The following is a 20465-nucleotide window of genomic DNA, read 5'->3' as shown; positions in this document are numbered from 1 at the left end:
CCATCAGTCTCTGATTCAGCGCTGCCCCCATCGCGAGCAGGCTCGCTCCCACATTGGATCTTTGTCGTACACAAAATCTGTGTCCACTGAAATCAACTGTGGGAGCGAGCCTGCTCGCGATGGGGGCAGCGCTGAATCAGAGACTGATGGGTGTAGCCTCGAACCGCACCCGCGGATGGGCAATCCGGTCCTGAGCCCGTACCAGTTCCAGCTCGTAGCTGGCACAGGTCTGGGTTTCGAGCAGCACTTCATGCACCGCCGACGCTGTGAACTCGAACGCGGCCACCAGGCTGTCGCCCAACAGCACACGCGCCAGGAACAGACCGGACGTCAGATCGCCCACGCCCACCGGCTGACGCGGGAACGCCAGTAACGGGCGCTGCAAATGCCAGCTGCCTTCAGCCGTCACCAGCAGCATCTCGAAGACCTCTGCCGATTTGCCTGGATAGTCCAGATGCTTGACCAACACCGCTTTCGGGCCGCGCACCAGCAATGCACGCGCCATGGCCAGGCAATCGAACAGCGATTGCGGCTTGCGCCCGGAGAAGCTGTCCAGCTCCAACTGGTTCGGGCACATGAAGTCCGCCACGGCGGCGGCCTCTTCCAACAGGAAATCACTGACCTCCGCCGGAACACTGCAGCCCTTCTCCGGATGCCCCATGACCGGGTCACACAGGTACAGCGCCTTGGGATTCATCGACTTGATCCGCGCCACCCCTGTCAGAATCGCCCGGCCCTGGGCCGCACTGCCGAGGTAACCGGAGAGCACCGCATCACAGTTGCCCAGTTCGCCAATCGCCGCGATACCTTCGACCAGGTCGGGGATCTGGTGCGGCGCCAGCACCTCACCGGCCCACTGGCCGTACTGGGTGTGATTGGAGAACTGCACAGTGTTGAGCGGCCAGACATTCACCCCGACCCGTTGCATCGGGAAAACCGCGGCACTGTTGCCGGCGTGACCGAATACCACGTGAGACTGGATAGCGAGCAAATGCGGTGTACGTTTCATGCGGTGGATTTCCGTAAAACGATTGAAATTCTAGCCGCGCAGTATGCGACTAAACGCAGCCTGTACGACAGACCAGCGACGCAGTTAAGCTGACACTATCTTGTTGGAGCACCCTGTGATGCTGACCCTTGGAAATATATTCGTGCTGATGCTGTTCGCCACTGCCGGCGCATGGCTATGGCACAACCACGGCTTGCGCGAGCGCGCGCTGGAGCGGGTCAAGCAGCATTGCGGCAAACTCGGGATCGAATTGCTCGACGGCAACGTGGCCTTGAAAAAAATCGCTTTCATCAAGGATGCCAGTGGTCGCCGACGCCTGGCCCGTGTGTATAACTTCGAATTCACCGTGACGGGCGAAACCCGCCACAACGGCACCATCACTCAGTTCGGCGCACACAGTGCACAGATCGAGCTGGCGCCCTACCCGGTCCCCTTCGATGAAACCGAACCGGTGGTCGAAGTAGCGAAACCCCGCGCTGAAGTGATCGAGCTGAGCCAGTGGCGTCAGGACCATACCAAGTGGCGGCCGTGAGCCGTTAACCCGATCCGGATCGGCACGCTGCCAGCTCACGCTGCAACCGCTCTGCATTCTGCGCTTCACTGAAAATCAGCTCGATACGCGAATCCTGCCGCCATTCACTGGGCTGCCAGTCCAGCACCGAGCTATCCACCGCGTTCGCCGAAATCCAGCCCTGAGCACTGTGGATAACCAGTTTCGCCCGCCTCCAGCCAAGGCTTTCAAGCCACCGGCCAACCAGAGCGGCATCAAACACCTGGCTTGGGTGCCAACGCCATCCGATGCTCCAGCCTCCGTCCTGTTCCTGACTCAGGCAAATGGGCAACGCGGGGTCGCTCCAGACCGCCGGCAGCTGCGCCAGGCCCATGGGCACGACGAAGTTATCCACACCTGCCCGCGCTTTGGCATTCAGCCCCGGCAACTCGCTCAAGGGTAAAGCCGCCTGTTGTGTCCAGCACAGGGGGAGAGGCGGCAATTGCCCGGCAATTCGCTGGCGACTGTCTTCGTCGAGACCTTCAGACTTGTTCAACAGCAGCAATCCCGCATGGCCCAGCGCTTGCTGTTGAACATCCGGCAGCGGTTTGCCAGCGGCGAGCGCCTGGGCATCCAGCACCAGCACACAAGGCTGAACAGCCAACACGCCTTGCCACGGCGCTTCGCTCAATTGCCTGAGCAACTGCGCCGGATGCCCCAGCCCCGAGGGCTCGATGAACAGCCGATCCGGTTGTGCCTTGCGCAACAAGCGCCCAAGACCAATCTGAAACGGCGCACCGTTGACGCAACAAAGGCAGCCCCCAGCCACTTCCCCCAGTGCGATACCATCGCCATCCTGGGTCAGTAGCGCAGCGTCGAGACCGATCTGGCCAAACTCGTTGATCAACACCGCCCAGCGCTCGCCAGCCGGGCGCTGAGCCAGCAGGTGCTTGATCAGGCTGGTCTTGCCGGCGCCCAACGGGCCGGCAATGACATGAGTGGGGATATTCTGCAGCATGGTCGATGATTTCTGAGGAGGTGATGGATGCGGTTGATTGGCTTGTCGTTGCTCCTGGCACTCGTTTCAGGCGAGGCGCTGGCCCAGGCTTGTGTGGTTCACAGCCAGACCGAGCGGCTTGATGTCCAGGTTTGCCAGCAGAACCGCAACATCCCGCCAAAACTCTTCGCCGATGGTTTCTGCCAGCCGAACCTGGCGGGGCAGAAAGTCGAGGTGCAGTATGTCGATCAATGCCCCGGCGGCGCATTTGGTATTTGCAGCAACGCCCAAGTCGCCAATATGCCCTACCGCCAGGATATTCACTATTACGGCGTTGCCACCGACGCGGCATATTTGCAGCCGTACTGCGAGGCCCAGAGCCAGGGCACCTGGCTCAAGCCCTGAAGCGCCAGTAGAGGATCAGGCAACCTCTTCGTTCCAAGGGCCGAATGGATCAGGCAGCAAACGCCAGCCCTCTGTGCCCAGCGCCATCTCCTCATCGGTCAGCAGGCATGCGTCCAGTTCTGCAGTGAGTTGCGTGAAGTCGATGTTCTGGCCGATGAACACCAGCTCCTGGCGACAGTCCCCGCTGTCGGCGGTCCAGTTTTTCATGATCCCGGTGGTACTTTCTTCATCTTGCGGCCACTGGTTTTTCGGTACGAAACGCCACCAGCGCCCGGCAAAGCCATAGCGCATCAAGCCACCGGCCTGAGACCAACTGCCAGCATCCATGTGCTTGCTCGCCAGCCAGAAAAAGCCCTTGGAGCGCAGCAGCTTTCCGTTGTCCCAGGGACCGTCGATGAAGTTGAAGAAACGCTGCGGATGGAACGGCCGGCGAGCCCGGTAAGCACTGGAAGCGATGCCGTACTCTTCGGTCTCCGGCACGTGTTCGCCGCGCAGTTCCTGCAACCATCCCGGTGCCTGGGCAGCCTTTTCGAAGTCAAAACGGCCGGTGTTGAGGATCTTATCCAAAGGGATTTCGCCCATCGTCATCGGGATGATTTCCGCCCGGGCGTTGAGCCGTTCAAGTATCGCGATCAGTTCTTCGCGCTGGTGGCTGCTGATCAAGTCGATCTTGCTGAGCAAAATCACATCAGCGAACTCGACCTGCTCAATCAACAGATCGGTAATCGAACGTTCGTCTTCTTCCCCTAGTGTTTCTCCTCGGGAAGCCAGGCTTTCGGCAGCCTGGTAATCGAGCAGGAAGTTCATGCCATCGACCACTGTGACCATGGTGTCCAGCCGTGCAATGTCGTTGAGGCTCTGGCCGTTTTCATCGCGAAAGGTAAAGGTTTCCGCCACTGGCAGCGGTTCGGAAATACCGGTGGACTCGATCAGCAGATAGTCGAAGCGACCTTCCCTGGCGAGTTGACTCACCTCCTCCAGCAAGTCTTCACGTAACGTACAGCAAATACACCCGTTACTCATCTCCACCAACCGTTCTTCGGCGCGATTCAGGCTGACATCGCGCTGAACTTCGGTGCCATCGACGTTGATTTCGCTCATATCGTTGACGATGACTGCAACTCGCAAACCATCGCGATTACGTAGTATGTAATTAAGAAGTGTACTTTTTCCGGCACCAAGAAAGCCGGAGAGAACGGTCACGGGGAGTCGATTGGACATCTGCATATTCCTCACAGGGATGCCCGGTCGCTGTGTCGGGCTTACACGATGTTATACTGTAACAGTACAAATAAACCATCCCCTCTTGCCCGGCGGTGCAAAGGACAGGATGCTGAACGCGTTCCTTTCGTGAGAAGCCCCATGCGCAACGTCCTGAAACCTGCATTGATCATGCTTTCCCTGCTGGTGGCTGCCGACGCGACGGCCCAGGTCCCGAGCCTGGCCAAGTGCACCCGCAGCGCCAACCTGTTGGCCTGCGTGGATGCCGATGGCAACGCCTACAGCGTCAATACCGCCGGAAACACGATCTATCTGCGGGGCTTCGAAACAGCCGGCAAACGCTATTGGGCCCAAACCAACAGCCGCTACGGCCAGCTTACGTTTTTCACTGGCATCGCTTCCGATGGCGAGGCCTGGGTTGGCTATAACCGGCGCGTCGGCTGGACCACGATCAACCGGTTTTCCAGCTCTGGCGGCAGCAGCGCCAGGTTCACCTGCAGCCGGATCGCCGGTTGTTAAACTTCTTTTTTCTGTTGATGGCGTGAAATCAGGCTGAGCATGTGGCGGTTGCGCATGATGAAAGCTTGTTCATGAAAAAGGCATCGTCGATTGCATTGTTATAATATAACATGCCAGATCAACTCCCACGATGGACCTGCTCATGAATGCGCTGACTCTGCCGGATATCGCCGCGCAGGCCTCACGCCAAGCCCTGCCACTGGAGTGGGTGGGCATGTGCGGCATTGCTCTTCCCGTTTTGTTTGATGGCCAACGACTGAATGCAAAGGCCGATGCCGGCGTAAGCCTCGACGATGGCAATGCGCGTGGCATTCACATGTCACGGCTCTATCTGGCGCTTGAATTACTGGAACAGGAAAACCTTTCACCGGCTTTATTGCGGCGGGTATTGCAGCGTTTTCTTGAGAGTCATGAGGGGCTATCCAGCAGCGCTTACCTAACCATTCATGCCGATTTGTTGCTGAAAAGGCCGGCGCTGATCAGCCCACTGGATGGCTGGAAAAACTATCCGATCAGCATCGAAGCACGTTTGAAAAACGCAATGTTCCACGTGGAACTAAAAATCGACGTGCCTTATTCCTCAACTTGCCCGTGTTCCGCAGCCCTTTCTCGACAGTTGATTCAGCGGCAGTTCGTCGATGATTTCGCCAACAAGGCACTGCAACACGCCGACGTTTTAGCGTGGCTAGGCTCCACGAACGGCATCGTTGCCACACCCCACAGCCAACGCAGCAGCGCAAAGTTGCGCGTACGGCTGGCTGATTTTTTGGACGACTTGCCTCTGATCGCCGTCATCAACGACGCCGAAGCCGCACTCGGCACAGCCGTTCAAACAGCGGTAAAACGCGCCGACGAACAGGCCTTCGCTCTGGCCAATGGTCAGAACCTGATGTTCTGCGAGGACGCCGCACGCCGTTTGAATCTGGCCCTGAAACGCTCCACGGGCATCAATGCCTTCCATATTCGTGTCATCCACGCCGAAAGCCTGCACGCCCATGACGCCGTCGCCGAAAGCCGTTTCAACTGGGAGGTCGCATGATTGGCTGCCACGCCCTGCGCTGGGGCGCACCGGGGCAGCCACTTACGCCAGCGCTGGACTTCGAACTGTCGCAGGGCAGCCTGATCGCCATCATTGGTGCGAACGGCTCCGGGAAAAGCAGCCTGCTGAAGGTCATCGCCGGTCTGCAAAAACCGTTGGCCGGAAAGGTGCGACTGAGCGTTCCACTTAAAGGCGGTGTGGCGTTCCTGCCCCAGCAACAACACTTGGACAGGCAATTTCCGATCAGCCTTCAGGCATTAGTCACCGCCGGTTTCTGGGGCAACAAACAGTCATCGGAGCTCCGTAGCCAACGACTGAAAAACGCCCTCGCGAACTGGCACCTGAACGGCCTGGAAGATCGACCGTTGATGGCTCTCTCTGGCGGCGAATTGCAACGCGCCCTGCTCGCACGGTTGAGCCTGACCGATGCACCCTTGCTGTTGCTCGATGAACCCCACGCGGCCCTCGATGAGCTCGGCCAGGCATTGCTCTGGAAGCACATACACGATTGGAACCTCGAGGGCCGGACACTGGTGATCGTATGCCATGACCTGGACGCTGTCCGCGAGCACATCCCGCACACGTTGCTGATCAAAAGCAGTGGCTGCGTATTCGGCCCGAGTACCGAACTGATCCGCCAATCATCTCAAGCGCAGGTGGCCTGATGATCGCTGCCGCGCATCTTTGGCAACCGTTCCAGGAGTTCGTCTTCATGCGTCGGGCGCTGCTCGGCGGTTTGCTCCTGGCGTGCAGCACGGCGCCCCTTGGGGTGTTTCTGATCCTCAGGCGCATGAGTTTGATCGGCGATGCCGTCGCCCACGGCATCCTTCCCGGCGCGGCTCTGGGATTCTGGTTTGCCGGTTTGAGCCTCCCGGCGTTGACCATCGGCGGCCTCGGCGCAGGCCTGAGCATGGCTGGCCTCGCGGCCTGGATTACGCGACGCACCGGCCTGCGAGAGGACGCCAGCCTCGCGGCGATCTACCCGATTTCCCTGGCCGGTGGCGTGCTGATTCTCGGCATCGCCGGCAAACGCCTGGACCTGTTGCACCTGTTGTTTGGCTCGGCGCTGGCGGTCGACGGCCCGACCTTGACCGGCATGCTTTGGGTCTCGGGACTGAGCCTGATTGCCATGGCATTGATCTACAAACCACTGCTGCTCGACACCCTGGACCCGCTTTTTCTGCAAACTGTCAGCCGACTCGGCCCACTGGCCCACGGTGTATTCCTGACGTTGGTGGTGTTGAATCTGGTCATCGGTTTCCAGGCAATCGGCGCGTTGATGGTGGTCGGGCTGATGATGTTGCCTGCCGCCGCAGCGCGATTCTGGAGTCGCCGCTTGCCGGTGCTGATCGTCGTCGCCGCCTCGCTCGGCAGCCTCTCGGTGTGGCTGGGTTTATTGATTTCGTTCTATTACTCGCTGCCCAGTGGCCCGGCAATCGTGCTGGTGGCCGGCGGAGGGTATCTGTTGTCCGTGGTGCTCGGGCCGGTGCATGGCTTGCTGCGCCGCCCGCCTTTGCTCACATCCCAATGAGGTGTTACCCGATGCGCGCTTTACTCGTGCTGTTCAGCTTGATGGTGTCGATGTCGCTGTCTGCCGCCGAAAAACTCCAGGTGGTCACCAGCTTCAGCATCCTTGCCGACATGACCCGGCAGGTCGGCAAGGAGCATATCCAGATCACCAATATGGTCGGCCCGGACGCGGATGCCCATACCTACGAGCCGACACCGGACGATGCCAAGGCGCTGCTCAAAGCCAGGCTCATCATCAAGAACGGCCTGGGTTTCGAGCCCTGGCTGGATCGCCTGGTGACGAGTACCGAGACCAAGGCGCCGGTCATCAGCGCGAGCCACGGCGTCATCCCGCGCAGCCTGGATGAAGACGGCGAAACCGTTCCCGACCCGCATGCCTGGCATAACCTGGCGAACACCGAGCTGTACATCGCCAACATCACCAAGGCGCTGATCGCCGCCGACCCGACGAACACCGCCGACTATGAGCGCAACAGCCAGGCGTACCTGAAACAGGTCTACGCCCTGCTCGCCGAAGCCAAGACCAAACTCGGTTCACTGCCACCGGGCAACCGCAAGATCGTGACGTCCCATGACGCCTTCGGTTATCTCGGCCAGGCCTACGGTATCGAGTTCATGGCGCCTCAAGGCCTGTCCACCGAGCGCGAACCTTCAGCCGCGGAAGTGGCCACACTGATCACCCAGATTCGTCAGGCCAAGGTCAAAGCGGTGTTCATGGAAAACATCAAGGACGCGCGTCTGCTCAAGCAGATCGCGGATGAAAGCGGCGCGCAGATCGGCGGCACGCTGTACTCCGATGCCCTGGCGGCGAGTGGCCCGGCCAGCACCTTCACCGGGCTGTTCGAGTACAACCTCAACACCCTGTACAACGCGTTGAGCAAGCCATGATCCGCAAGAACCCTTCCGGAGATTTACCGCTGAACGCCTGCCACGACAAACGTCTTAATGTTTGCCCCTACGGTTTATGCGATAACGCTCGTTAGAAGCACCTGAGTACGCCGACCATGATCCAGATCACCCTGCCCGATGGTTCATTGCGTGAATACGACCAGCCACTGTCCGTGCATGAGGTGGCCGCCAGCATCGGCCCCGAACTGGCCAGCGCGGCCGTAGCAGGAAGGGTCAACGGGGTACTGGTGGACTGTGAATACCTGATCGAAGCGGACGCCCGGGTCAGCATTGTCACCCCCCGGGAGCCGGACGGTCTGGAGATCTTGCGCCGCTCCTGTGCCTTGATGCTGGCGATGGCGGTCAAGCAACTCCACCCTCATGCGCAAATGCGTGCGGGAAAAGAATTGGGCGACGGGTTCTTTTACGAGTTTGCCGTCGAGCCACCGCTGACCGCGGCAGACCTGCCCCTCATCGAAGCGCGTATGCAATCACTGGCAGCGACCAATCACTCGATCCGTCGTCGGCCGGTGCGCGAAGCAGTCTCGCTGTACCGGCTGGGGGACACCGAGTACCAGAGCCATGGACCGCATGTCCCCACCACCAAAGTCTTGCAGGCGTTTACCCTCGACCATATCAACGGCACTTTACAACAGCGTATCTACGGCACCTGCTGGTCCAGCCATCAGGAACTGCAACAGTGGCGTGTTCCACCCCACGTGGTCGTTGTGAGCATGGATGATCGCCAGGCGACTTATGCACAAGCGGTGACCGAATCCTTGCGCCAACGGGGCGTACGCGCCAGAGCCGACCTACGTAACGAAAAGGTTCACTACAAGATTCGCCAGCACAGTCAGAGCGTGCCGTATCTGGTGGTGGTGGGCGAAAAGGAACAGGTTGGGGGGTTCGTCAGTGTGCGCAGTCGCACGGGGGAGGATTTTGGCCGGATGGCTGTCGAGGCGGCGTGTGAGTGGTTGAGTCGGCCGGGAATTCAGGGCGGCTGAATGGACGCCTTCGCGAGCAGGCTCGCTCCCACATTGGTTTTGTGAACACCACAGATCAAATGTGGGAGCGAGCCTGCTCGCGAAGCTTTTAAGCTCTTGGCTTCACAGTGCCGCAATCCTGTCCCAACCAGACGGCGCGGGATTCGAGGCTGCCCTTCTGCTGAATGCCAGTGGCGTTGAACGTCCCGTTGACCTTGGTGGTGAACTCGCGATCACTGACGAATGTCGCCACACCGGCACCCTGGGCTCTCGGGCAGCTGAAACGGAATTTCCACTGATTGCCGGAGCGGTCGGTGATTTCCTGTTTGCAGCCCGATTGCGGATCGGTCAGCGGGATGTTGTCGGTCTTGACCTGCTCAGGGGTCAGGCACGCCCGGATCCCTTTGCCGCCCATGGTGATGCCCTGCTTTTCCAGCTGGGCACGCTGCTCGGGGGTCATCTGGTTCTGGAGCTGGCCGAGGATCAATTGCAGGTCCGGCATATTCTGCTCGTCGACCTTCATGTTGCTCGTGGTCAGCTCCCACAATCCTGGTTGCAGCATTTGCGCGTGAGCCGCCACAGGAAGTGCCAAACCCAGTGCCATGGCCAAACCCAGCAGACGAACGTTCATCGAGAAACTCCTGATCAGTAGTGGCCGTTAGACGTCAGCCGCGGGCTTCGGTTCATGGGCCAATTAATTAGCGACATTCTGCACGGAACATGGTCTGTTAAGCACTGAATCTTCAGGAGCAAGGCAGCCCCCATGGATTATTTCGGACCGCATATTTTCGGTTATACCATCGCCCTGTTGCACTCGCTGGGCATGATCGCGGCCATACACGCCGTGTTGACCGTCCGTACCGCCCAAGGCTCGATCGCCTGGGCCCTGTCGCTGTTTTTCATCCCTTACCTGACGTTGATCCCGTACCTGATGTTCGGCCGCAGCACCTTTGATGGCTACATCAAGGCCCGGCGGCAGGCCAACGAGGAGATGCGCAAGGCTGTTTCCGAACTCAACTGGCGACCCTGGGTAGAAGAAGCCCTGACTGCCCGCGCTTCTTCTGCCTACGCCTCACTCAGAGCGATGCCAAAGCTCGGACACATGCCCTGCCTGGCCAATAACCAGACGCGGCTGTTGATCAACGGTCAGTCGACGTTCGAGGCCATTTTCGATGCCATCAGCCAGGCAAAAGAAGCCGTGCTGATCCAGTTTTTCATCGTCCACGACGACCGCCTCGGACAACGCCTGCAGACTTTGCTGTTGAAGAAAGCCGCCGAAGGCGTGGCGATCTATCTGTTGTATGACCGAATCGGCAGCCACTCCCTGCCCCATGGCTACGTGCAGGCCTTGCGTGATGGCGGCGTCGAGGTCAAAGCCTTCGCCACCCGCAGTGGCTGGCTCAATCGCTTTCAGGTGAACTTCCGCAACCACCGTAAGATCGTGGTGGTGGACGGCATTCTCGGCTTCGTCGGCGGGCACAACGTCGGTGACGAATACATGGGCGAGAAACCACCCCTGGCCCCTTGGCGCGATACCCACGTGCAAGTGCGCGGGCCGGTGGTGGCGTGCATGCAGGAGTCTTTCGCTGAAGACTGGTTCTGGGTGGCTCGTGCACTACCGCCGCTGATCCTGCCGGAGGTCTATCCGGAAGATGGCGTGCTGTGCCAGTTGCTCGCCAGCGGGCCGGCAGACGCCTGTGAAACCTGTTCATTGTTCTTTGTCGAAGCGATCCATGCGGCGACAGAGCGGGTCTGGATTACCAGCCCGTACTTCATCCCCGATGAAGCCGTGTTCGCAGCGTTGCGCCTGGCGGTCCTGCGCGGTGTGGATGTGCGACTGCTGTTGCCGTCTCGGCCCGACCATCGAATCGTCTACGCCGCCTCCAGCCTCTACGCTTTCGAGGCTGTGCGCGCCGGTGTGCGGGTGTTCCGTTACGAGCCCGGATTCCTGCACCAGAAAGTGGTGTTGATCGACAGCGAAATCAGCGCCATCGGCAGCGCCAACCTGGACAACCGTTCGTTCCGGCTGAATTTCGAAGTGATGTTGCTGACCGTCGACCGCGCCTTTGCCGCCGAGGTGGAACAGATGCTCAACGATGACTTCGCCAACGCCCACGAAATCGCCAAGGGAGAAGGCCGGGAGACCCACCGCCTGCAGCAGGTCGGCATGCGGGTCGCCCGGCTTATTTCACCGATTCTCTAGAGGTAGATATCGTCACGGGTCCATGGCAGTTCATGACTGCCATCGGCGTGGGCCTTCACCGCGAGAATCTGGTGCAGGTTGATCCAGCCCCGGGCAAACGCGTAAGCGCAACCGGCCAGGTACAGCCGCCAGATGCGCAGGACTTGCTCCGGTACGAGTTTGGAGGCCGCTTCGAGGTTATCTTCCAGGCGCTCGCTCCAGTGATCCAGAGTGCGCGCGTAGTGCAAGCGCAAGCTCTCGACGTCGACGATTTCCAGTCCGGCTTCACTGATCTCGGCAGAGATCATCGACAGGTGCGGTAGCTCGCCGTTGGGGAACACGTATTTCTCGATGAATTCACCGGCACCGCGTCCCACCGGACGGCCATCGGTGTACTTGGCGGTAATCCCGTGGTTCATCACCAGGCCGCCCTCTTTCACCGCACCGAACAGATTCTTGCAGTACTCCGCCAGATTGGCGTGGCCCACGTGTTCGAACATACCGACGCTGACCACTTTGTCGAAACGGCCATCCTGCGGCAGATCGCGATAGTCGAGCAGTTGCAGTTCGACCAGGTCCTCCAGGCCCTCCGCTTTTACGCGCTCCCGGGCCAGGGCCAACTGTTCCTTGCTGAGGGTGATACCGAACACTTTCGCGCCAAACTCCCGCGCCGCAAAACGCGCCAACCCACCCCACCCGCAACCCACATCCAGCAAATATTCGCCGGGCTGCAGACGCAGCTTGCGGCACAAATGACGGAACTTGGCTTGCTGGGCCTGCTCGAGGGTTTCGCTGCCGGTCTCGAAATAAGCGCAGGAATACGCCATGTCGCTGTCGAGCCACAGCTGATAGAACGCGTTGGAAAGGTCGTAGTGGTAGGAGATCGCCTTGGCGTCCATCTCTTTATCGTGGGCGCTACGAACCGGCTGATTGTCGTCGTTTTCATCCAGCAACGCCTGGCTCCATTCATCGCAGACACGGATCACATCGCTGATGGAGCCTTCGAGTTCCAGTTTGCCTTCGACATATGCAGCGCCAAGGGCGTCCAGGCTTGGATGGGTAAACTGGCTGACCATTTGTGGGTCCTTGACCACAATCGTGACACTGGGCGTCGGCCCCAGATTGAATTCATGGCCATCCCAGAGTCTCAGGCGAAGCGGTAATTGCAGATTCTGTAAGGCCGGTGGAAGATGCGCGAGCATGGAGAATCCCCCTTGTTTCAGACGTCTAAACAGAGGGTAGACCATCTTTGAAAAATAGCTGGCTATCGAATTAATAGCCGTTGTCAATGATTCGCGACGCCTACACCTACCGCGGCGAACGCAAAAAATGATGTGCCCTCATCTTCAGTGACTACGAACCGGGCGCACAGTTCTAAAAAGTTGAAGCCCTGTGATGACCCGGTTTAGAGCATTCGCCTTCAGGCTTCATCCTTGAGCTTGAGCAACGGCTCCTGGAACCGCAGCAAACGACCGGCATTGCCCAACACCAACAGGGTGCTGAGGTTATGCAGCAACGCCGCAATCATCGCCCCGGCAGCGCCGAGCCAGCCGAACGCGGCGAAGGCCACTATCGCCAGGGTCCAGCCCAACCCGATGATCACATTCACCTGTAACGTTTGGCGGCACTGACGACTCAGGCGCACGCAAGTGCCGAGGCGGCGCAGGTCACTGCCGATCAGCACGATGTCAGCCGATGCCAGGGCGATGTCCGCACCGCCCGCGCCCATGGCTACACCCACCACGCCGGCCTTGAGCGCCAGGGAGTCGTTGATCCCATCGCCGACCACCATCGGCCGGAAGCCGCTGTCGATTTCCTTGAGCACGCGGTTCAGTTTGTCTTCGGGCAGGGCTTGCGCTTCGACGTCACTGATCCCGACATCCCGAGCGAGCGTTTGCGCGACGCTATGCCGGTCACCGGTGAGCAACAACTGGCGACCCAGTCCAAGGTCGCGCAACTCACCCAGGGCAAACTGCGCCTCGGGTTTGACGCTGTCGGCCAACAACAGCCAGGCAAGGAATTCGCCGTTGAGCGCCAGCCCGGCAATCGGACCGTCATGATCGGGAACCGCCGTTGTGCTGATGCCCAGTTGCGCAAACAACTCCGGCCGGCCGAGCGCCGCTTCGCCCTGCTCGGTCATCGCCACCACGCCCAGACCCTGGCGCTCATGGATGTCAGAGAGCAACAGGAAATGCTCCTGGGCCACCAACCCCGCGAGCGCACGGCTGACCGGGTGACTGCTGGCCGAGCCCAGGCTGGCGGCGAGCGCCAGGACATGGCTGCGATCCTCCAGCGGACTGTCGATGGATTGCAGGCGCAGGGTGCCGAAGGTCAGCGTCCCGGTCTTGTCGACCACCAGCGAAGTCAGGTCGGCCAACTCTTCGAGGAACGCAGAACTGCGGATCAGAATCCCGTGACGTGCCGCTACCGCCACCCCGGCAATCGCCGTGGCCGGCGCCGACAACACCAGCGCACAAGGACAGGCCGCCACCAACACCGCGAGCATCGCTTGAGCGTTGTTGGTGATGAACCAGGTCACCGCCGCCAGCAGCAACACCAGCACCATATAGCTGCCGGCGTAACGCTCCAGCAGACGAGTGATCGGCGGCTTCGAGCGCTCGGCGTTTTGCATCAGGGCGATGACTTTTCCGAGGGTCGACTCATGGCCGGTACGGGTCACTTCGATTCGCAGCAAACCGTCGAGGTTAATTGCGCCACCGAACACCGACATGCCGACGCCCGCCTCCATCGGCACCGATTCGCCGGTAATGGAGGCGGTGTCCAGGCTGGCCTGGCCGGACAACACTCGACCATCCGCCGGCACCCGGTCCCCCGCTCGCACTTCGACCAGGTCGCCCGCCTTGAGCGTACCGTTGTCGACTTCGATGATGGAGCCGTCCGCCTGCACCTTGCGTGCGTGGCTGCGGGTCAGTTTGCCGAGGGCGTGAATCGCCTCCTGGGAACCGATCACGCTGCGCTCCTCCAGTACGTGACCGAAGATCATGATGATCGGCAACAGGGCCGCCGTCAGCAGATCGCCTGTGGCCCAGGCACCCAGCATGGCCAGGGCAATCAATTGATCGGTGATGCCGTGCAGGCTTGGATAACGCAGGCTGTACCAGGCCGAGCGCATGACCGGTACGGCGACCAGCAACGAGGCAAAACCCAGCAGCAACTGACTGACGCCGGTTTGCTCCGGCGACAACCAGCGCCAGACCAATCCCAAGGCAAGCAAGCCCAATGCGAGCATGGCCAGGGTCAACTGGCGCGCGGCGCGGCGCTGTTCGGCCGAAGACAACAGGCTCGGTGCGGCGGCGGTTTGAGCGGTCATTGTGCAGCTCCCTGAATGATCAGGCGGGAATCGTCTTTGGGATCGACCGTCGTGACCGATCCGGCCTGACCGAGAATCTTCGGCATACGCTCACGATAAATGCGCAGCAGCATTTGCGGCTCAATGCCCTGTTGTTGCGCTTTGGCCAGGCTCAACACCGTGGCCGTATCGGTGGATGCTTTGGCCAGTCGTTCACTGGCCTGGGCATGGGCCACTTGCAGTGTTCTGTCGGCTTGCTCGTTGGCGGTTTGCGTCAGCTTTTCGGCTTCGGTACGCGCATTGGCCACGGCTTTATCGGCCTGCTGACTGGCTGTCAGGACCGCATTGAAGGCATTGACCGCCGGGCCTGGCAGGCTCGATTGCACATCGACCCGTGCCACTTCTATCCCCAGTCCCTGCCCCGTCGCGGTAAGCTCGGCAAGGCGTTGGTTGATGCCCTGCACCAGATCGCCTCGCAAGCGCTCGCGTCGTTCCGCCGCCTGGCTGTCAGCGCCGATCAATTCCGGGCGAGCGACCAGAATGGTGTCCAGATCCCGCGCCGCCGTGAGCGCTACCGCACTGCGGGTCACCAGTCGATCCAACGCCGGCAACACGTGTTCGCCCTGAAGCACGAACGCATAGGGCTCGGTGACTTTGTAGAAAACCCGCACATCCAGTTGCACCACACCGGCATCACCCGTTAACAGATAGCCGGAGCCTGCGAGGGCATCGCTGATGGGCGTGGCAAAACTGGCCACGCGATCTGCCTGCATCGCGGCACCACTGCGCAACAAACCTTCCACTCGACGCTCGATCACTCGATCCGCCGCTGGCAACAAAATCACCTGCTCGAACGGTTGCGGCCAAGCCAATAACAGCCCTGCATTCTGAATGCGATCCAGCGCTCCGAAATGCAAAACCACCGCACGATTTTGCGGATCGATCTGCCGCACATTGGAAAACGCCCATGCCAATGCCGCCAATACCGTCACTGCATACAAGGCGAGAAACGCCAACCGCCCGGCCTGAATCCAGGGGCTGTTCAACTCATTTGTTCCACGTGGAACCAAACTCATGGCTGCGATCCGGACTTGTTGTCGAGGCTCGGCGGACCGTCAACCAACACTCGGAACGGTGCGGCGTCGGTGCGCAGAATCAGCTTGGTCCCTGGCGTTACCACCGTGCCCAGGGTGTCGAGTGAGCGCAGCAAGTTGTAGAGCTGCGGCGATCCCGCGTAGGCGCGGCCGTAAATCTGCGCCGCTTCAACCCGCGATTGCGCTTCGATATTCGCTGCTTTCACTGTGGCATCGGCCTGCACAATTCGCGCATCACGCTCGGCGGCGGAACGAATTTGCGCAGCTTCACGCTTGCCGATTGCCGTGCGTTCAGTAGCGATGGTTTCACGCTCGGCGCGCATCCGGTCGACCGTCGCTGTGAGCGTCACCGAAGGCAGCGTCAATCGTTCGACGCCGACCTGCAATACACGCACACCATAAGTGGTGAGCAACTGCTGATCGATTTGCTTGCGCAGTTGTGCTTCGAAATCGGCAATACGCACCTGGCTGGCATCGGTATTGACCAGGTTCGCCAAATCAAAACTACTGGCGGTGGTTTCCAGTGCGGAGCCGACAAAAGTACGAATCTGCCGCGCGGCTTCATCGGGCTGGTTCTGCACTGCGCGCATGAAACGTTGCACATTGTCCGGATCGCCCTGCACCTGCCACGCGACATAGGCCTGAACGATGATGCGCAAACCGTCCCGTGTGCCGACATCCTGCAAACCACTGGAGGTGGTGCGCAGTCGCAGATCCACCGGGATCGCTGCTTCGAACGGTGCCGGCCAGCGCCAATCCAGTCCCGGCTCCAGCAAGACTCGCGATGGATTGCCGAAGCGCGTGATTACCGTGGCTTCACCCGAGCGTACTTGCACCAGGCTTGCAGCAGCGACCGCAAACGCTACCAGCAATGCCGCCCAACCCATCCGACGCCACGGGAATGGCCCAGCCTCCTGCGGATCGCCGTGATGATGGTGGCCGTGGTGGTGCCCGCCATGGCCGTGATCGTGATCGTGATCGTGATCGTGGCCGTGGTGATCGTGGGTATGGGACTGGCTCAATTGGCAGCTCCTGGCTGAGCGGTTTTACGCGACGGCGCAGGGTCAACCGGCAGCGTGAACGTACGGAGGTCAATGGTCGGCGCATTGCTGCTGCCGCCCAGTCGATGATCGAGAATCAGCAATCTGGCGTTGGCCAAACCCTGGGACAACTGACTGAAATACTGCTCCAGCACAAAGGCCTGGCCAGCGCTGGCATAGGCTTTCTGTTCGGCATTGAATTTCAGGTCCGCGGCCTCGGCGCCAGCATTGATTTCGCGGGCACTGGCTATCGCCTGATCGCGGGCGATGCTGGCCTGCAACTGCGCCTGATGGGTGGCCTCGGCAGCGGCGCCACGTTCTCGGGCGATCAAGGCTTGCGCGCCAATCTGCGCCGCCTGCACGCCGTGATAGGCATTGGCTGCACCGGCCGGCGGGTGAATCGCCTCGACCACCGTGGCGAGAATTTCCACGCCGCTGTCGAGTTTTTGCAGGTCAGCCTGAACCGCGCGGCCGATCTCTTCGGCCAGCCCTACCCTGTCCTCGCCCAGCAAACCGTCGAGGGTGCGCGAGGCGAAGTCGTGAACCAGGATTCGGCTGGCGGTGCTGCGAATCAACATCGGCACATCGGCGCTGTTATAGGTCGCGGCCAGCGCAGCCTCATCGCTCAGGCCGATGCGATAGACAAAACGCACGTCCATGTTGACGATCTGAAAGCTCTGCTTGTCGGCACGGCTGCTGGCGATCACCTGGGATTTGTCGTTCACGTGACTGGCGTCCCACAAGCGGTTGGCAATCGCCGGGGCCGGGCCTTCGGCGGGGTCTGCCTGAGTGGGGGCCGTGGTTTCTCCAACACTGGTGGCCAACTCGTGAACCACGCCATTCTCGACGCTCAACACCCGACCCAATGGCCAAGGTAAGCCCATATGCAATCCTGGGCCGAACACCTCAACCGGCTTGCCGAATCGCTCGTAGATGCCACGCCCATGCAGGGCAATTTCGTGAATGCCAGTCAGCGACCAGCCAACGAGCGAAACCACAGCCAACACCGGCAGGAACGCCCGACGCATATAAGTGAAAGCCCAGATTTGCCGCAGATCGATGCCGAAGCGGTTATGCAATTCGTGCTGCAACGCCAGCAATGGCTGTGGTGGCCAGCGCAGCATGTCAGCGACAAAACTGCGCGCCAACAGCTCCGGCTCAAAGCGGTCGCGGCGCGGGCTGAACAATGACAACACCGCGCGCAGCAACAGTTCTGCCGCCACCAACCCCGGCAGCAGACCGATCAACACCGCCAGACGTACAGGCCATACCGAGGTTTCATCGGCAAACAACAGACAAAAAGCACCGAGCACCAGGCTGATGATCGCCACACGGATCAATTGCGCCAACGTAGCGGCTTCAGGCCATTGCGCAGTGTTTTCCTGGGCCAGATGGCGCTCCATCACCAACAGGCCGAACGCCAACAGCAAAAAGCACGCAGCCCCGACAGTGGCCGACAGGCCCAGCGCTGCCGGGGGCAACGTGAGGTTCCAGGCTTGTTCCACGCCCAATATCGCCAACAACGCCCAACCGCCAAGCCACAGCGTCGGCGCGCCGATTTGCCCGAGCAGGTTTAGCGATTGTCGACTGATCCGGTCCAGCAAGCGTTCATACCAGCCCAAAGGCTCCGCAGATTCGTCGACAACGACCTCGGGCACGACGGGATTCATGGCGCGGGCACGCCACCGGGCAATCCACAAGGCCGATTGCATACCCGCCATCAACAGCACAAACGCTGCGCTCAGATTCAGCAGTAACGCAGACCACAAAGTTTGTGCTGCAAACAGCCCGGCAAACAGCGCCAGCAGCACGCCCACCGTCGCGAGCACGCCCGCACCGATGGCGAACTGGCGCAAACGCCGCCCTTGAATGAAGGCCTGCTGAAAGCGCGGCAGCCCTGCTAACGGCGCTTCATCAACATCGAGATCGACTTGCATACCACCCCAGAGTGTCTTCGCTGACAGGACAATTCGTTACGATATAACGGAAATGGTGAAATTTCCGTATTCAAGCGCGCTATCTAAAAATGTCCAACCTGTCGCTTACCTGAAGCCTTGACCGAAATGCGGCAGAACGCACATATTACGATCGTAATTTTATCCAGGAACTACGTTTACCCATCCCGACCCCTTTCGATCCAGGAGTACATCCATGAGCACTTATGACGTCGTGATACTTGGCGGTGGCCCCGGTGGTTACAACGCGGCGATCCGCGCCGGACAACTGGGTCTGAAGGCCGCCTGCGTCGAAGGACGTGCCACACTCGGCGGCACTTGCCTGAATGTCGGCTGCATGCCCTCCAAGGCGTTGCTGCATGCCTCCGAACTGTACGATGCAGCCATGGGTGCGGAATTCGCCAACCTGGGGATCGACGTCAAACCCAGCCTCAACCTCGCCCAGATGATGAAACAAAAGAATGAAAGCGTTACCGGGCTGACCAAGGGCATCGAATTTCTTTTCCGCAAGAACAAGGTCGACTGGATCAGAGGCTGGGGCCACATCGACGGACCGGGTAAAGTCACGGTGACCGATAGCGCCGGTGGCAAGACCGAACTGAGTGCCAAGGACATCATCATCGCCACCGGTTCCGAGCCCACGCCCCTGCCCGGCGTAGACATCGATAACAAACGCATCCTCGATTCCACAGGCGCGCTGGCACTGACTGAGGTGCCCAAGCATCTGGTGGTGATCGGCGCCGGCGTGATCGGCCTGGAGCTGGGTTCGGTCTGGCGCCGCCTTGGAGCGCAGGTAACGGTGGTCGAATTCCTCGACCGGATTTGTCCCGGCGTGGACATCGAGGCAGGCAAAACCCTTCAGCGTTCCCTGAGCAAGCAAGGCTTGAGTTTCAAATTGAGTTCAAAAGTGACCAGCGCCACCAGCTCCGCCAATGGCGTTCAGCTCAGCGTCGAGCCTGCCGCAGGGGGCGCCGCCGAACTGCTGGAAGCGGATTACGTATTGGTGGCCATCGGGCGCCGGCCTTATACACAGGGCCTTGGCCTGGAGAACGTCGGCCTCGCCACGGACAAGCGCGGCATGCTCGCCAACAAGGGGCATCGCACCGAAGCCGCCGGGGTCTGGGTGATTGGTGACGTGACCTCGGGCCCCATGCTCGCCCACAAGGCCGAGGACGAAGCCATGGCCTGCGTCGAGCAGATCGTCGGCAAGGCGGGCGAGGTCAACTACGACCTGATCCCCAGTGTGGTCTACACCAAACCGGAACTGGCCAGCGTCGGCAAGACCGAAGAGCAGCTCAAGGCTGAAGGCCGGGCGTACAAGGTCGGCAAGTTTCCCTTCACCGCCAACAGCCGGGCGAAGATCAACCACGAAACCGAAGGCTTCGCCAAAGTGCTGGCCGATGAGCGTACGGACGAGGTCCTCGGCGTGCATCTGGTCGGCCCGAGCGTCAGTGAAATGATTGGCGAGTACTGCGTGGCCATGGAATTCAGCGCCTCGGCCGAAGACATCGCCCTGACCTGCCACCCGCACCCGACCCGCTCCGAGGCGTTGCGCCAAGCGGCGATGGATGTGGAGGGGATGGCGACGCAGATGTAAGACCCGGAGGTCTTGGCTGACAGATCGATCGCCATCGCGAGCAGGCTCCACACAGGTACAGCGCAAACCTTGTGGGAGCGAGCCTGCTCGCGATAGCGGTGCATGCGGTTTAAAGCGGCAAATGCTCCAAAGGCAACGCCCCCGGCGCCTTCACCGTATGGATCGCAAAGTTGCTGCGGATGTCGCTCACCCCCGGCAGCTTCAGC

General features: G+C 60.5%; 19 protein-coding genes and 1 pseudogene. 10 read left to right on the top strand and 10 right to left on the bottom strand.

Annotated features, from left to right (window positions below; genetic code table 11):
* Window positions 1–136: 136 nt before the first annotated feature.
* The gene (gene pdxY / locus BSF44_RS27730; RefSeq protein WP_095946199.1) at window positions 137–1009 is read right to left on the bottom strand and encodes a pyridoxal kinase PdxY; all 873 of its coding nucleotides are present in this window, start codon (window positions 1007–1009) and stop codon (window positions 137–139) included.
* Window positions 1010–1127: 118 nt separating this feature from the next.
* Between pdxY and BSF44_RS27725 the strand changes: the two genes are divergently transcribed.
* On the top strand, window positions 1128–1541 hold the full coding sequence (locus BSF44_RS27725; protein ID WP_095946198.1) for a DUF3301 domain-containing protein: 414 nt from the start codon (window positions 1128–1130) through the stop codon (window positions 1539–1541).
* A 4-nt stretch (window positions 1542–1545) separates the two neighbouring features.
* Here the strand turns inward: BSF44_RS27725 and BSF44_RS27720 are convergent, their stop codons facing one another.
* Complete coding sequence (locus tag BSF44_RS27720) at window positions 1546–2517, bottom strand: GTP-binding protein (RefSeq protein ID WP_095946197.1); 972 nt, start codon at window positions 2515–2517, stop codon at window positions 1546–1548.
* Window positions 2518–2544: 27 nt separating this feature from the next.
* Here BSF44_RS27720 and BSF44_RS27715 point away from each other — a divergent pair, with 27 nt between their 5' ends.
* Window positions 2545–2901 (top strand): NADH:ubiquinone oxidoreductase, encoded by a 357-nt coding sequence (locus BSF44_RS27715; protein ID WP_095946196.1) that lies wholly within the window; start codon window positions 2545–2547, stop codon window positions 2899–2901.
* Window positions 2902–2916: 15 nt separating this feature from the next.
* On the opposite strand, the gene zigA is transcribed toward BSF44_RS27715, so the two are convergent.
* Window positions 2917–4122 (bottom strand): zinc metallochaperone GTPase ZigA, encoded by a 1206-nt coding sequence (gene zigA, locus BSF44_RS27710; RefSeq protein ID WP_095946195.1) that lies wholly within the window; start codon window positions 4120–4122, stop codon window positions 2917–2919.
* Between the two features lie 141 nt (window positions 4123–4263).
* Here zigA and BSF44_RS27705 point away from each other — a divergent pair, with 141 nt between their 5' ends.
* The 6 genes from BSF44_RS27705 (at window position 4264) to BSF44_RS27680 (ending at window position 9102) form a co-directional block, all read left to right on the top strand.
* The gene (locus BSF44_RS27705; RefSeq protein ID WP_095946194.1) at window positions 4264–4641 is read left to right on the top strand and encodes a glutamine synthetase; all 378 of its coding nucleotides are present in this window, start codon (window positions 4264–4266) and stop codon (window positions 4639–4641) included.
* 142 nt (window positions 4642–4783) lie between these two features.
* Window positions 4784–5680 (top strand): GTP cyclohydrolase FolE2, encoded by an 897-nt coding sequence (gene folE2 / locus BSF44_RS27700; RefSeq protein WP_095946200.1) that lies wholly within the window; start codon window positions 4784–4786, stop codon window positions 5678–5680.
* Complete coding sequence (locus BSF44_RS27695; protein WP_095946193.1) at window positions 5677–6345, top strand: metal ABC transporter ATP-binding protein; 669 nt, start codon at window positions 5677–5679, stop codon at window positions 6343–6345. Before folE2 ends, BSF44_RS27695 begins: the two co-directional genes overlap by 4 nt.
* The gene (locus BSF44_RS27690) at window positions 6345–7211 is read left to right on the top strand and encodes a metal ABC transporter permease (RefSeq protein ID WP_095946192.1); all 867 of its coding nucleotides are present in this window, start codon (window positions 6345–6347) and stop codon (window positions 7209–7211) included. Before BSF44_RS27695 ends, BSF44_RS27690 begins: the two co-directional genes overlap by 1 nt.
* A gap of 11 nt (window positions 7212–7222) precedes the next feature.
* On the top strand, window positions 7223–8098 hold the full coding sequence (locus tag BSF44_RS27685) for a metal ABC transporter substrate-binding protein (RefSeq protein WP_095946191.1): 876 nt from the start codon (window positions 7223–7225) through the stop codon (window positions 8096–8098).
* A 116-nt stretch (window positions 8099–8214) separates the two neighbouring features.
* A complete protein-coding gene (locus BSF44_RS27680) occupies window positions 8215–9102 on the top strand; it encodes a His/Gly/Thr/Pro-type tRNA ligase C-terminal domain-containing protein (RefSeq protein WP_095946190.1) in 888 nt (295 codons plus the stop codon).
* An 88-nt stretch (window positions 9103–9190) separates the two neighbouring features.
* On the opposite strand, the gene BSF44_RS27675 is transcribed toward BSF44_RS27680, so the two are convergent.
* The gene (locus BSF44_RS27675) at window positions 9191–9712 is read right to left on the bottom strand and encodes a DUF3617 domain-containing protein (RefSeq protein WP_095946189.1); all 522 of its coding nucleotides are present in this window, start codon (window positions 9710–9712) and stop codon (window positions 9191–9193) included.
* A gap of 132 nt (window positions 9713–9844) precedes the next feature.
* Here BSF44_RS27675 and cls point away from each other — a divergent pair, with 132 nt between their 5' ends.
* Window positions 9845–11284 (top strand): cardiolipin synthase, encoded by a 1440-nt coding sequence (cls, locus tag BSF44_RS27670; protein WP_095946188.1) that lies wholly within the window; start codon window positions 9845–9847, stop codon window positions 11282–11284.
* On the opposite strand, the gene cfaB is transcribed toward cls, so the two are convergent.
* From cfaB to hflK (BSF44_RS27645), 5 genes are all read right to left on the bottom strand, one after another.
* Window positions 11281–12465, bottom strand: a complete 1185-nt coding sequence (cfaB, locus tag BSF44_RS27665) for a C17 cyclopropane fatty acid synthase CfaB (RefSeq protein WP_095946187.1) — start codon at window positions 12463–12465, stop codon at window positions 11281–11283. The genes cls and cfaB overlap by 4 nt on opposite strands.
* 218 nt (window positions 12466–12683) lie before the next feature.
* Window positions 12684–14594, bottom strand: coding sequence for a cation-translocating P-type ATPase (locus tag BSF44_RS27660; protein ID WP_095946186.1), 1911 nt, complete (start codon window positions 14592–14594; stop codon window positions 12684–12686).
* Window positions 14591–15649: a protease modulator HflK gene (gene hflK, locus BSF44_RS27655; protein WP_095946185.1), complete on the bottom strand. Its 1059-nt coding sequence runs from the start codon at window positions 15647–15649 to the stop codon at window positions 14591–14593. The genes BSF44_RS27660 and hflK (BSF44_RS27655) overlap by 4 nt, the downstream gene beginning before the upstream one ends.
* A complete protein-coding gene (hflC, locus tag BSF44_RS27650) occupies window positions 15646–16689 on the bottom strand; it encodes a protease modulator HflC (protein ID WP_095946184.1) in 1044 nt (347 codons plus the stop codon). The genes hflK (BSF44_RS27655) and hflC overlap by 4 nt, the downstream gene beginning before the upstream one ends.
* The gene (gene hflK, locus BSF44_RS27645; RefSeq protein ID WP_095946183.1) at window positions 16686–18644 is read right to left on the bottom strand and encodes a protease modulator HflK; all 1959 of its coding nucleotides are present in this window, start codon (window positions 18642–18644) and stop codon (window positions 16686–16688) included. The genes hflC and hflK (BSF44_RS27645) overlap by 4 nt, the downstream gene beginning before the upstream one ends.
* Before the next feature lie 214 nt (window positions 18645–18858).
* Between hflK (BSF44_RS27645) and lpdA the strand changes: the two genes are divergently transcribed.
* Window positions 18859–20259, top strand: a complete 1401-nt coding sequence (lpdA, locus tag BSF44_RS27640; RefSeq protein ID WP_095946182.1) for a dihydrolipoyl dehydrogenase — start codon at window positions 18859–18861, stop codon at window positions 20257–20259.
* A 109-nt stretch (window positions 20260–20368) separates the two neighbouring features.
* Here the strand turns inward: lpdA and BSF44_RS27635 are convergent.
* Window positions 20369–20465, bottom strand: a pseudogene (locus BSF44_RS27635) (Lrp/AsnC family transcriptional regulator); the annotation flags it as partial.

This window comes from Pseudomonas sp. ACN8 (genome assembly GCF_002303925.1).
Taxonomy (GTDB): Bacteria; Pseudomonadota; Gammaproteobacteria; order Pseudomonadales; family Pseudomonadaceae; genus Aquipseudomonas.
This window is presented reverse-complemented; position numbering and strand designations above follow the sequence as displayed.